Raw genomic sequence first — 13,565 nt, 5'->3', positions numbered from 1 at the left:
TGTTTCATGGTCGTCCGGCACGAAGCAAAAGATCAAAGTCCTTCCTGACCTTTTGCGACGTCTCCTTGAGATGTGCTTCCAGTACACCGAAATCCGGCAGGTCGGTGACCGCCAGAAGCAGATCCGAAAGCCCAGGCGGAACGTCGTCGCGCTCGAACGGGCCGGTGAGGCACAGCCGGGTCATCTGGGTCAGCGCCAGATAGAGTGCGAAGGCGGCACCAAGCTCCTGCCTGACGCCGGCACCAGCGAAGCCAGGCGCGAGGCGGGACAAAATCTCGGCCGTACCGGTGACACGCGGCCCGGCCTCGGCCTGCCCGGTGATGACAGCCACCTGGGCGATGAACTCAAGGTCGATCAGCCCGCCGGGGATCAGCTTGATGTCCCAGAGATCGCGCGGCGGCTTTTCCTTCTCGATCATGGCGCGCATGTCCGAAGCCTCGGTCTTGACCTTTGCCGCGTCGCGCGGCTGGCCAAGCACGGCTGCGACTTCCGCTTCGACCTCGGCGCACAGGCCGGCATCGCCGCCAATGGCGCGTGCCCGCGACAGCGCCATGTGTTCCCAGGTCCAGGCCTCCTGGCGCTGGTATTTCTTGAAGGCATCGATGTGGGTGGCCACCGGCCCCTTGTTGCCGGACGGCCTAAGCCGCAGGTCGAGTTCGTAGAGCACTCCCTCCGCCGTCGGCGCCGATACGGCCGAGATCAGCCGCTGCGTCATGCGGGTGTAGTAGTGGGAAGGCGCCAGCGGCTTGTCGCCGTCGGAGTCTTCGGCGTCCGCGTCATGGTCGTAAAGCAGGATGAGATCGACGTCCGACCCCGCGGTCAATTCGCGGCTGCCGAGCTTGCCCATGCCGAGCAGCGAAACCACGCCGCCGGCGATCATGCCGTGGCGCGCGGCGAATTCGGCGGTCACGGCTTGCAGCGCCGCCTCGATGGTGAGATCGGCGAGATCGGAAAAGGCGCGGCCGGCGCGGGCCGGATCGATCGAACCGGCAAGCAGCCGCACGCCGATCAGAAACTTTTGCTCAGAGGCAAAGATGCGCAGCCGGTCGAGCACCTCCTCATAGGCCCTGTCGCCTTCCAGGAAGGCGGAAAGCCGTGCCGAGAGATAGGCGCGGTCGGGGAGTTCAGTCAGCAAGGCCGGGTCGAGCAGGCCGTCGAAAACATGCGGCCGGCGCGTGATGATCGCCGCCAGCCGGGGCGCGGCGCCCATGATCGTCGCCATCAGCTTGAGCAGCGCCGGGTTGGACTGCAGCAGCGAGAACAGCTGGATGCCGGCAGGCAGGCCAGCAAGGAATTCGTCGAAACGGATCAAGGCTTCGTCCGCCCGGCGCGTCTGGCCGAAGGCCTTGAGCAGCGCCGGCGTCAACTCCGTCAGCCGCTCACGCGCCTCCGCCGACTGGGTGACGCGATAGCGGCCGAAATGCCAGCCGCGGATGACGCGGCAGATGTCGCTCGGCCGCTGGAAGCCGAGGCCGTGCAAGGTCTGCAGCGTGTTGGGGTCATCGACATCGCCGGTGAAGACCAGATTGCCGATGCCCGCCGAAAGCTCCGGGGCCGTTTCGAACAGTGCTGCATAATGGCGCTCGACCTGCTGCAGCGAGGCGCGGAATGCCAGGGAAAACGCCGCCGCATCGGCAAAGCCCAGCATGTGGGCGATGCGCTCCAGCCCTTCATCGTCTTCCGGCAGCGTGTGCGTCTGCTCGTCCGCCACCATCTGAACGGCATGCTCGACGCGGCGCAGGAACCAGTATTGGCGGGCGAGTGCGTCACGCGCATCGGCGGTGATCCAGCCGCGCGCGGCGAGCTGGCCGAGCATCGGCACGGTTTCGCGGCCGCGCAGTTCGGGGAAGCGGCCGCCGGCGATGAGTTGTTGGGTCTGGACGAAGAACTCGATTTCGCGGATGCCGCCACGGCCGAGCTTGACGTTGTGGCCCTTCACGGCGATCTCGCCATGGCCCTTGTGGGCGTGGATCTGGCGCTTGATCGAATGGACGTCGGCAATCGCCGCGTAGTCCATGTATTTTCGCCAGATATAGGGCTGCAATTCCTTGAGAAAGGCGGCGCCCGCGGCGAGATCGCCGGCCACCGGACGCGCCTTGATCATCGCCGCGCGTTCCCAGTTCTGGCCGCGCGCTTCGTAATAGCGCAGAGCCGCTTCAACCGGGATCGCCAGCGGCGTCGAACCGGGATCGGGACGCAGCCGGAGATCGGTGCGGAAGACATAGCCGTGCTCGGTGCGGTCCTGCAGGATGCGCACCAAACGGCGCGTCAGCCGCGAGAACAGCTCCGTGGCGTCGAGGGGGTCGACCACGGCGGGCGCATCCGGATCGAAGAAGACGACAAGATCGATGTCGGAGGAGAAATTCAGCTCATGCGCGCCAAGCTTGCCCATGCCGAGCAGGATCCAGCCCGATTGCAGCGACGGGTTGTCGAGATCCCGCAGTTTGAGCTTGCCCTGGCCATGCGCGTCGCGCAGCAGGAAGTCGACGGCCGCACGCGTGCAGGCATCGGCAAGATCGCTCAGCCGCCGCACGGTCAGCGACGTTTCCGCTTCACCGGCGAGATCGACCAGCGCGATCAGGAAATGTGCCTCGGCCTTGCACTGGCGCAGCTCCATCATCAGAGTGGACTCGGAGACCGTCTCGGCCAACGGCGCCTGTTCGATCGCGGCGGTGATCGCCTCCAGGCGCGCCTCGACCGGTTGTTCGAAAAGAGCATCCAGGATACGAGGCCTGCGACGCGCCGTGTCGCGCAAAAACGGCGAGAGGTCGAAGACGGCGGCCAGGAAATCCTGCCCCTCCCCCTTGCCGGCCAGGAATTTGGCCAGCCGCGTCAACTCTTCTTCGCGTGCCGCCGCGGCGATTTCGGCCAGTTCCCGCCGCGACCGGCCTTCGTCGAGAGGGGCGAGCCCAACCACCGGCTTCAATAACCAGTCCGTGACCGTCCGTTTCGCAACCGCAGCCATCAGTGATCCTCCCGTGCGGGGAAACTCATGACCACGGATAGTCCCGGATTGCCAGGCAGGAGATCAAGCCGCCCATAGTGGAAAGTCATGACTGCCTTGGCGAGGCTGAGGCCAAGGCCGGAGCCCGGCCGAGAACGGCTTTTCTCCAGTCGAACGAAACGTTCGGTCGCCCGGGCCCGGTCGGCATCGTCCGGAATGCCCTGGCCGTTGTCGGCGACACAAAGCCTGATCTCGCCATGGGTCCGCTCGAGCGTCACGCGAACGGCCGGCTTGGACGTGGAGTCCGTCGAATATTTGATCGCGTTGTCGACGATGTTGGACAGCGCCTGGCCGATCAGCTCGCGGTTGCCGTCGACGAGAAAAGCACCATTCACTTCGGCTTGGAGCGAAACGCCGGCCTCTTCCGCCACCGGCTCGTAGAGTTCGGCGACATCACGCACGGCCGCCGCCAGATCGACGCGGTTGGTGTGCTCTGACGAATATCCAGCCTCGAGCCTGGAGATCATCAGGATGGCGTTGAAGGTCTTTATGAGCTGGTCGGACTCGGCGATGGTGCCTTCCAGCGCCTGGCGGTAATCGACGGGCTTGTGCTTGCCCGAAAGTGTCGCTTCGGCGCGGTTGCGCAGCCGGGTCAGCGGCGTCTTCAGATCATGCGCGATGTTGTCGGAAACCTGCTTCAGGCCTTCGTTGAGCGTGGCGATCCTGGCCAGCATGGAGTTGAGATTTTCCGAAAGCCGGTCGAATTCGTCGCCGGCTCCGGTCACCGGCAGCCGGCCCGAGAGATCGCCGCCCATGATGCGGCGGCTGGCCTCCGACACGCTGTCGATGCGCTTCAGCGCGGCGCGGCCGACAAAGAACCAGATTAGCAGTCCGCCGAGCCCCATCATGCCGAGCGCCAGCGTCAGCGCACGGCGGATGACGGCACGAAAGCGCTCCGGTTCGCCAAGATCGCGGCCGACCAGCATGATCATCTGGTTGGGCAGCCGCAGCACCAGCGCAATGGCGTTGTGGCCCTGCTCGCCTTCGGATTGCCGTGCCGCGTTGTCGCCAGTTGCAGGAGCTGTCGTCTGGTCGGACGTTCCGCTGCGCAGGCGGTCAAGCTCGCCTTCTCCGAAGCGCTTGTAGGAGAACGGCTCTGTCGTCCAGCCCTCCGTGTCGATCACCCCCGGTTCGAGGCTCTGCACGTTGCCGGTCAGGATCTGGCCGTTGGCATCGGCGATAAGATAGAGGTTGGCACCGGGCTGGCGGGAGCGGTTTTCGACCACGCGCACCAGCACGGGCAGGCCGCCGCGCTGATAGGCGCGGGCGAGGCCCAGCACTTCGTCGTTGATGGTCTCCTGCGTCTGCGCCGTCAGCATGCGCGCCGACAGCGAGGTCATATAGAAGACAAGCAGCACGGCGCAGAGCGCGAAGAGCAGAAGGTAGAGCGCCGAAAGTCGCGCTGCCGTCGTCTTCATGATGGCCGGCACGGAAAGAGCCATGCTGTCGCCTAGATCAGCGTGACGATTGGTCGAATCGTCATGCTGATCTAGCTCTTTGTTGGAGCATGATCTTTTCCGAACACCGGTTCCCACTTTTCGGGATCATGCTCTAGCCGCCCTTCAACATGTAGCCCGCGCCGCGAACCGTATGCAGGATCGGCTTGTCGAAGCCCTTTTCGATCTTGCCGCGCAACCGCGAGACGTGGACGTCGATGACATTGGTCTGCGGGTCGAAATGATAATCCCAGACATTTTCAAGCAGCATGGTGCGCGTCACCACCTGGCCGGCATGGCGCATCAGATATTCGAGCAAGCGGAACTCGCGCGGCTGCAGGGTGATCTCGCGCGCCGCCCGGCGCACCGAATGCGACAGCCTGTCGAGTTCAAGGTCGCCAACCCGGTAGACGGTTTCGGCTTCCTTGGCACTAGCACGGCGGTTCAACACCTCGACGCGAGCCAGAAGTTCGGAAAACGCATAGGGCTTGGTCAGATAATCGTCGCCGCCGGCGCGCAGGCCGGTGACCCGGTCATCCACCTCGCCCAACGCCGACAGGATCAGCACGGGCGTGGTGTTGCCCCGTGAGCGAAGACCGGCAATCACAGACAAACCGTCGCGGCGCGGCATCATCCGGTCGATGACCATCACATCATAGTCGCCGGCATCCGCAAGCGCGAAACCGGTCTCGCCGTCACCAGCGACATGAGCGGTATGACCAGCCTCGGTGAAGGCTTTCTGCAGATAATCGGCAGCCTCGCGATCGTCTTCTATGACGAGAATCTTCATGGGGCCGTTATACGCGATTTCGCTGGAAGGTTGAGTAGCCGGCATCTGCATTTTAGCCTTTGCCAAAGCGCGCCGCGATCAAGATGATCGAGGTCTCGCGCGATAAAATCTTGTTCTCTGGTTGTCTTCATCCCGAACATGCCTGCTTCGGGGCATGATCGGGCAAATCATCACATTCTCACGGCCCATGCCCGAGGCAGCGTTTTCGGGCGGCTTTCAAAATGTGCGGCAGCGGGCGATGGGAGGCCCGCTGCCGCTGGAGGAGAGCACGATGACTGACTAACGTACCCGGCTCCATGCTTTCCCATGCGGCGGCTCGGGGGTGTTTGACACCGCCGCACCGGAAAAGTCGTTGTCAGCCCTTGGCGACGGGCAGCGCGACGAAACGGTTGTTGTTGTCGCGGGTGACCTGCATCAGCACCGCCTTGCGGCCGGACTTCACCGCGTCGGTCATCGCCTTGGTGACATCCTCGGTGCCATTCACTTCGTTCGAATTGACCGCGGTGATGATGTCTCCCGGCTGGATGGCGCGGTCGGCCGCGGCGCTGTCGGGATCGACATCGGTCACCACAAGGCCCTTGCCGTTTTCGGACTTGGTGACGGTGAGGCCCAGATCGGCCAGCGTATCAGGCTTTGCCGGAGCCGCGGGCTGCTGCTGCTGGTCGTTCGAGGCCTGCTTGTCGCTGGCCGGCAGCTTGCCGAGATCGACCTTGATCGCCTGGCTCTTGCCGTCGCGCCAGACGGTGACATCAACCGACTTGCCGGGCGAATAGGCGCCGATCAGGCGGGCGAGTTCCTTCGGCGAGGCAACATCCTTGCCGTCGACCTGGGTGATGACGTCGCCAGCCGTGATGCCGGCTCTCTTGCCGGGGCCATCGTCCTGGGCGCTCGACACCAACGCACCATTGTTGGACTTCAGCCCGAGCGATTCGGCGATGTCGGAGGTGACCGGCTGGATTTCGACGCCGAGCCAGCCGCGCTGCACCGCGCCGCTCTTCATCAGGTCCTCGACAACCTGCTTGGCCGTCGAGGCAGGGATGTCGAAGGCGATGCCGACACTGCCGCCCGAGGGCGAGAAGATCGCCGTGTTGATGCCGACGACCTGGCCATTGAGGTTGAAGGTCGGGCCACCCGAATTGCCGCGGTTGACCGAGGCGTCGATCTGCAGGAAATCGTCGTAGGGGCCGGCGCCGATATCACGGCCGCGCGCCGACACGATGCCGGCGGTGACGGTGCCGCCGAGGCCGAACGGATTGCCGACGGCAACGACCCAGTCGCCGACGCGGACCTTGGAATCATCGGCGAAGTCGACATAGGTGAACTTGCCACCGCCTTCGACCTTGAGGACGGCGAGATCGGTGCGCGGGTCGGTGCCGACCAGCTTGGCGTCGAGTTCCTTGCCGTCATTGGTCACCACGGTGAAGGCGGTGCCCTCTTCGACGACATGGTTGTTGGTGACGAGGTAGCCGTCCTCGGAGATGAAGAAGCCGGAGCCCTGCGCCACCGGGCGCGGCTGGTCATTGCCGCGGTCACGGTGACCGAAGCGGCGATGGCCTTCGTCATCCTGGCCGCCCTGGTCGCCAAAGCCGCGGAATTCCTTGAAGAAGCGGCGCAGTTGCGGATTGTTGGGCAGATTGTCGAAGCCGTCCTGGCCATCGGAGCCATCATCGGCGGTCGGCTGGATCTTGGCCTTCACCTTGACGCTGACCACGGCGGGCGAAACGCGCTCGACGACATCGGCGAAGCCCTGCACCTGCGGCGCCTCGACGCGTACGGCATCGGCCAGAACGGGGCTGGTTCCGCCGGTCAGCGCGCCAACGCCGATTACGCCGGCAACGGCGACGGAAGCGGCGGCAGCCAGGAGACGCTTGCGGGTGCGGGAATATGAATTGGGGGCAATATTCATGGGGTCTCGTATCCTCTTTCAAAGGGACGCGCCTTGATCGGCATCCTCAGGCAAGGAGAATTAGAGCGACGCACATTACCGCGCCATTTCCGACACATGAAACTTTGGTAATGTTGGCGGGCGACGGCAGCCGTCAGTCGCGGTGCAGGATAGCGTCCAATGCCGCCTGCTCGTCGGCCGACAGGGTCTTTGTCGCCAGGGTCCGGCGCGAGCGCGCGGTCAGCACGATGAACACGCCTCCGACCAGCAGCAACAGCACAGGCGTGCCCCAAAGCAGCGCGTTGCGCAGGTCGAAGCGCGGCCTCAGCAGCACGAATTCGCCGTACCGCGAAACCACATAGTCCATGACCTGCTGGTCGGTATCGCCGGCGACGAGGCGCTGGCGCACCAGGATGCGCAGGTCGCGGGCAAGGTCGGCGTCGGATTCGTCGATCGACTGGTTCTGGCAGACCATGCAGCGCAGGCCTTCCGACAGCGCCCGCGCCCTCGCCTCGAGCGCCGGATCGGCCAGCATCTCGTCAGGCTTCACCGCCAGTGCCGTGCCGGCAAAGCCGAGTGCCAGCATCAGGACGAGCAACGCGGCGGAGAACCTGGCCTTCATGGCAGGACCGCGGGCGCCTCTGCGCTCGCCTGCTTGCGCCGACGCGACGGCGCGCCGACACGCAGACGCCTGTCCATCAGCGACATGGCCGCACCCGCCATCATCACCAGACCGCCGCCCCAGATCAGTGTCACCAGCGGTTTCCACCACAAGCGCACCACGACCGAGCCGTCCTTGGCCTCGTCGCCAAGCGAGATGTAGAGTTGGGAAAGACCAACGGTCCTGATGCCGGACTCCGTCGTCGTCGTCTGCCGCACCGGATAGAAACGCTTGGCGGAACTGATTTCGCCGACAGGACTGCCGCTGACACCGATCAGCTCGAAGCGGCCACGGTCCTCGCTGTAGTTTGGCCCCTGGGCCGGATAGAGCCCGACGAAACGCAGCGTATGGCCAGACAATTCCACCGTCTCGCCGGCGCGCATGGTGAGGATCTTCTCGGTACCGAAAGAGAGCGTGGTGACGATGCCGAGCAAGGTCAGGCCAAGGCCGAGATGGGCCAGGGCCGTGCCGAAGACCGAGCGCGGCAGTCCGGCGAAGCGCCTGAGCATGACGGAAGGCGCGACCGATCCGACGCCGGACTTGACGGCAAGGTCGGTCAGCGCACCGGCGACCAGCCAGACAGCCAGGCCGATGCCGAGGGCCGCGAACACCGACGCGCCGTCGATAAACAGGCCGGTGACGAGCATTGCCGCCAGCGCCGTGGCGAAGGCCGCCATCAGGCGCTGCGACGCGGCGATGACGTCGCCGCGCTTCCAGGCCAGCAGCGGGCCGAACGGCACGAGGACCAGAAGCGGCAGCATCAATGGGCCGAAGGTCAGGTCGAAGAACGGCGCCCCGACCGAGATCTTGTCGCCGGTGAGCGCCTCCAGCGCCAGCGGATAGAGCGTGCCGACGAGCACCGTGGCGGCCGCCGTGGTCAGGAACAGATTGTTGAGAACGAGCGCACCTTCACGCGAGATCGGATGGAACAGGCCGCCGGCCGTCAATCGCGAGGCGCGCAGCGCAAACAGCGCCAGCGAGCCGCCGATGAACAGCGTCAGGATGCACAGGATGAAGACGCCCCGCGCCGGGTCGGTGGCGAAGGCATGCACCGAGGTGAGCACGCCCGAGCGGACCAGGAAGGTGCCGAGCAGCGACAGCGAAAAGGTGAGGATGGCGAGCAGCAGCGTCCAGATCTTCAGCGCCGAGCGCTTTTCCATGACGATCGCCGAATGCAGCAGCGCGGTGCCCGCCAGCCACGGCATGAAGGAGGCGTTCTCGACCGGATCCCAGAACCAGAAGCCACCCCAGCCGAGTTCGTAATAGGCCCAGTACGACCCCATGGCGATGCCGCCAGTCAGAAACATCCAGGCGACCAGCGTCCATGGCCGCACCCAGCGCGCCCAGGAGGCGTCGATGCGCCCCTCGATAAGGGCGGCGACCGAGAAGGAAAAGCAGATCGAGAAGCCGACATAGCCGAGATAGAGCAGCGGCGGATGAATGGCGAGGCCGAGATCCTGCAGGACCGGATTGAGGTCGCGGCCCTCGATCGGCGCCGGGTTGAGCCGGATGAAAGGATTGGACGTCGCCAGGATGAACAGAAAGAAGGCAGCGCCGATGGCGCCCTGCACGGCCAGCACATTGGCGCGCAGGGTCGCCGGCAGATTGGAGCCGAAAGCGGCGACAAGCGCGCCAAAGAAGGTCAGGATCAGCACCCAGAGCAGCATCGAGCCTTCGTGATTGCCCCAGGTTCCGGTGATCTTGTAGATCATCGGCTGCAGCGAATGCGAGTTTTCCCAGACGCTCGCCACGGAGAAATCGGAGTTCGCATAGGCGCTCGCCAATGCGACAAAGGATAGCGCCGTCAAGGCAAAACCGGTCACGGCGACAGGACCGCCGACAGCCATCAGGCGCTGGTTGTTGAGGCGCGCGCCGAACAGCGGCACGATCGTCTGCACCAGCGAAAGCGCGAACGCCAGGACCAGGGCGAAATGTCCAGTTTCAACCATGCCCCTCACTCACTTTTGCTCTCCTGCCAGACACCTTTGGCCTTCAGCCCGTCGGCCACTTCCTTGGGCATGTAGCGCTCATCATGCTTGGCAAGCACGCTGTCGGCAACAAAGACGCCGTCCGGACCGAAACTGCCTTCGGTGATGACGCCCTGCTCCTCGCGAAAGAGGTCGGGCAGGATGCCGGTATAGGTGACCTTGACCGATTTGTGCGTGTCGGTGACCGAAAAGGCGACCGTCGCGCCCTGCCCGCGCTGGATGGTGCCTTTCTCGACCAAACCGCCGAGCCTGATGCGCTGGCCGGGCTGGACACTCGCCGTGGTGAGGTCGGCCGGCATGTAGAAATAGGAAGCCTTCTGGCCAAGCGCGTAGAAGGTCAGCCCGGTGGCGGCACCCAGGAAGGCCAATCCGCCCACGATGACCGACAATCGCTTCTGCTTGCGTGTCATGACACGTTTACTCCGTCGCCGTCAGGCCGAGCGAGGCGGCAAGGGCGGTGAATTTCTTGGCTTCGTCGCTGCCCGGGCCAAAGGCGGCAATGGCGCGACCGAGCGCCTCGCGCGCCTGATCGGCCTTGCCCAGCACGACATAGGAACGAACGAGCCGCATCCATCCTTCCGCGTCGCGCGGATTTTGCCGCAGTTTTTCGTCGAGAGCCGCGACCATGGTGTTGATCATGGCTTCGCGATCCTGCGGCGACATGGAGGATGCGGCGTCGATATCCGCGGCATCGGGGCCCTTCGCGGCCGCACCGGAAGCGACTTCGGGATTGGCGGATTTGGCCAGTGCCTGCTCGACGGCGCTGCGCCATGGCGAATCCGGCGGCAAAGTGCCCAGCATCGCCTGCCAGGCCGTGGTCGCGTCTTTGTTGCGTCCCTCCTGCGCCAAGGCCATGGCCAGGTAGAAGCTGGCTTTTGCGTTGGCGGGATCGAGCTTCAGCGCCGCCTCGAAGGCATCCTGCGCATCGGCGGAGACAATGCCGCCCGCCGCACCGGCAATCGCCTCGCCGAGGCCGGCCTGGCGAACAGCGCTGTCGCCGTCGAGGCGGATGGCATTGCGGTACGCGGCGACCGCGTCGGAGAAGCGCTGCATGCGCAGATAGACCGGGGCCAGCACGTCCCATCCCCTGCCGTCGGACGGGTTGGCGGCAAGATGAGCCTCGGCCCGCGCAACCAATTCGTCGACCGAACTGTCGGCCGGGTTCTTGGCCAGCCGTTGGCTGAGCGGCTGCGCCGGCAAGTCAGGCGAGCCAATCTGGCTGTAAACACCCCAGCTGACCAGCGGCACCGCCAGCACGGCCACGGTCGCGACAAGCCGCGCTGTGACCGACGCCTGCCGCGCCGATGCCTTGCCGGCCGTATCGGCATTGTCGAGGCGCAGGATGCGGCGCGCGATTTCAGCGCGCGCCTCGGCTGCTTCGGCCGGCTGGATCAAGCCGCGCCCGGCGTCGCGGTCAAGCTCGGACAACTGGTCGCGATAGACTTCCAGATCGTGATCGCCACTCGATGACGCGCCCTTGGCTCCCGCGGCCAGCGGCAGCAGCACCGCCAGGCTCGCGCCGAGCGTCAGTATCGCGGCTATGACCCAGAACAGCATGGTTCTTCCAATAACGACAGAGCCCTGCCCTGCCAACACAGGCATCCTGCGACGCTTTGACGGTCAGCGCGCCTGACGTCCTTGATCGACATCAACCGGCCGGATTCCAATCGAAGCCGGTTCGGTCTTTGTTTGTGCATGTCGTTGTCCCAAAACCGCTGCGCAGTTTGGGCGACATGCGAGCTGTCAGGTCAGCGGCGTCCAGCTGCCATCGGCATTGCGGCAAGCGGTTCCGCGCGCCGTCACCCCGGCGCCGCCGGTGAACACCGTCTGCGTGTACTGGCGGCAGTCCTGCGAACCGACGCGATAAGGCTGGGCCGGAACCACCTCGCCATAGTGCGAAGCCTGATCGCCCTTCCACGCCACCTTCTGACCGCTCGTCGTATATTCGAGCGCCTTGTATTCAGCCTCGAGCGCGCTGTGCTTCTCGGCGTCGCTGAGGCCATTGCCGATCGAGCCGCCGATGAGGCCGCCGTCCATTGCCGAAATGATCGACTTGGTGACCTTACCGCTTGTCGGAGGCGTCGAGGCCGGTGTCGGCGTCACGGTGGGACCTTTGCCGCTCAAGGTGGTGCAGCCGGAGACGGCCAGCAATGCGGAAACGAGCGCGACGCGAATCTTCATGCCAACAACCGGTTTTCTTGAGTTGGAGCCTGCCATGGATGCGCCGGGGGCCGCGTCATCGGAGAAGTAGGCGTGGCCATAGTATTGATATTTGTCGGAAATTTGGCCGCTGCCGGCAAGTTCGAGAGCAATCGGGGGTTGCTCCGGGATCAATCGATATGCCGCCATAACAAACGCCTTCCATCGCTGTCGGTTGGTCCGGGGAAGCGTCACTGAAGGCTCCGCAAGCGCACCACTGCCTTCAATCCACCCAGGCCGGACCGTTCGAGCGCGAGAACGCCTCCATACTCGTTGACGAGGTCGGCGACAATGGCAAGTCCCAGACCTGTTCCCGGTTTTGTCTCGTCCAGGCGCCTTCCACGCTTCAGCGCGTCGCGCGCCTTGTCCTCGGGAATGCCGGGACCGTCGTCGTCGATGCTGATCTCGAAAAGATTGTCGTCCTTGCCGGCCAGGGGGGCCACCGTGACCGAGACCGCGCTTTTTGCCCATTTCATCGCATTTTCGAGAAGATTGCCGAGCAGTTCCTCGAGGTCCTCGCGCTCTCCGGCAAAGACGATCTCGGTGGCCGGCAGGGACAGCGACAGGCTGGTCTGCGGATTGAGCTTCTGCAGGACCCGCACCATGCGCTGCACCAGCGGCGCCACCGGCGTACGGTAGACGACGCTGTCGCGCTGCGCCGCGACGCGGGCGCGCTGCAAATAATGGTCGACCTGCTTCTGCATCGAGGCGGCCTGCTCGGCGATCAATTGTCCCTTGGCGCCGCCAAGCGCCCTGCCTTCGTTGAGCAGCACCGCAAGCGGCGTCTTCAGCGAATGGGCGAGATTGCCGACCTGGGTCCGCGAGCGCTCGACGATGCGTTTGTTGTTTTCGATCAAGGCGTTGGTTTCGTTGGCTAACGGCTCGATCTCGGCAGGGAAGCGGCCGTCGAGCCGCTGCGCGGTGCCTTCGCGCACCATGGCAAGGGCGTTGCGCACCCGGCGCAGCGGCTGCAGTCCGAGCAGGATGGCAATGGCGTTGATGGCGATCATGCCGACGCCGAACAGGCTGAGATAAGTCAGCAGGCGGCGCTGGAAGGTGGCGATTTCCTGTTCGAGTTCGCTCTGGTTGCCCATCACCCGAAAACGCGCGGCGCGGTTCTTGGCATCGAGCACGAATTCGCTCTCGAACACTTCGAGCTGCTCGCCGTCTATGCCTTCGGCCGAATAGCTGCGCTGGAAGCTGGCATTGAAGGGCACCTCGGCGACGCTTGGCGACGGAATTTTGCTCGTCATCGACGACGAATGAAGGTCACCATGCACGCCCTCCGAGGCAGGCTCGACCGACCAGTACCAACCGGAATTCGGCTCGGAGAAGCGGAGGTCGCCAAGGTCCGGGGCGCCGGTAAGCGCACCCGTGTCGGAAATGCCAACGGACCCGATCAGGTTGAACAGATGCGCTGAAAGCAGGCTATCGAAGCCGCGCTCGCTGGCCTGGCGGTAGAGCGTGGTGATCAGGGTGAAAATGACGACAAGGGTCAGGATCGCCCACACAGTGGAAAAGGCGATCACGCGGAACGTCAGCGAACGCGGCCACAAACGCAGCGAAAGCGGCGCCCTTGCGGTTGGTTTGAGCGGTTCCGAG

General features: G+C 64.7%; 10 protein-coding genes. All 10 read right to left on the bottom strand.

Annotated elements, in window-relative coordinates:
* Positions 1-4 precede the first annotated feature (4 nt).
* A complete protein-coding gene (locus FJV83_RS03755) occupies positions 5-2,965 on the bottom strand; it encodes a bifunctional [glutamine synthetase] adenylyltransferase/[glutamine synthetase]-adenylyl-L-tyrosine phosphorylase (RefSeq protein WP_142886345.1) in 2,961 nt (986 codons plus the stop codon).
* Positions 2,965-4,446, bottom strand: a complete 1,482-nt coding sequence (locus tag FJV83_RS03750; protein ID WP_095786512.1) for a HAMP domain-containing sensor histidine kinase — start codon at positions 4,444-4,446, stop codon at positions 2,965-2,967. The genes FJV83_RS03755 and FJV83_RS03750 overlap by 1 nt, the downstream gene beginning before the upstream one ends.
* Positions 4,447-4,555: 109 nt before the next feature.
* Positions 4,556-5,230, bottom strand: coding sequence for a response regulator transcription factor (locus FJV83_RS03745; RefSeq protein ID WP_027046649.1), 675 nt, complete (start codon positions 5,228-5,230; stop codon positions 4,556-4,558).
* A 355-nt stretch (positions 5,231-5,585) separates the two neighbouring features.
* Positions 5,586-7,136 (bottom strand): Do family serine endopeptidase, encoded by a 1,551-nt coding sequence (locus FJV83_RS03740; RefSeq protein WP_142886344.1) that lies wholly within the window; start codon positions 7,134-7,136, stop codon positions 5,586-5,588.
* 133 nt (positions 7,137-7,269) lie between these two features.
* Positions 7,270-7,737: a cytochrome c-type biogenesis protein gene (locus FJV83_RS03735; RefSeq protein WP_095770758.1), complete on the bottom strand. Its 468-nt coding sequence runs from the start codon at positions 7,735-7,737 to the stop codon at positions 7,270-7,272.
* Positions 7,734-9,725 (bottom strand): heme lyase CcmF/NrfE family subunit, encoded by a 1,992-nt coding sequence (locus tag FJV83_RS03730; RefSeq protein WP_142886343.1) that lies wholly within the window; start codon positions 9,723-9,725, stop codon positions 7,734-7,736. Before FJV83_RS03730 ends, FJV83_RS03735 begins: the two co-directional genes overlap by 4 nt.
* A 5-nt stretch (positions 9,726-9,730) precedes the next feature.
* The gene (gene ccmE, locus FJV83_RS03725) at positions 9,731-10,174 is read right to left on the bottom strand and encodes a cytochrome c maturation protein CcmE (protein ID WP_010915048.1); all 444 of its coding nucleotides are present in this window, start codon (positions 10,172-10,174) and stop codon (positions 9,731-9,733) included.
* Between the two features lie 7 nt (positions 10,175-10,181).
* Entirely contained in the window at positions 10,182-11,321 is a 1,140-nt protein-coding gene (ccmI, locus tag FJV83_RS03720; RefSeq protein ID WP_142886342.1) for a c-type cytochrome biogenesis protein CcmI, read from the bottom strand.
* 186 nt (positions 11,322-11,507) lie between these two features.
* Positions 11,508-11,945: a hypothetical protein gene (locus FJV83_RS03715; protein WP_095786875.1), complete on the bottom strand. Its 438-nt coding sequence runs from the start codon at positions 11,943-11,945 to the stop codon at positions 11,508-11,510.
* Between the two features lie 209 nt (positions 11,946-12,154).
* The gene (locus FJV83_RS03710; protein WP_179300990.1) at positions 12,155-13,525 is read right to left on the bottom strand and encodes an ATP-binding protein; all 1,371 of its coding nucleotides are present in this window, start codon (positions 13,523-13,525) and stop codon (positions 12,155-12,157) included.
* Between the last annotated feature and the right edge of the window lie 40 nt (positions 13,526-13,565).

This window comes from Mesorhizobium sp. WSM4307, from assembly GCF_007003945.1.
Lineage (GTDB): Bacteria > Pseudomonadota > Alphaproteobacteria > Rhizobiales > Rhizobiaceae > Mesorhizobium.
This window is presented reverse-complemented; position numbering and strand designations above follow the sequence as displayed.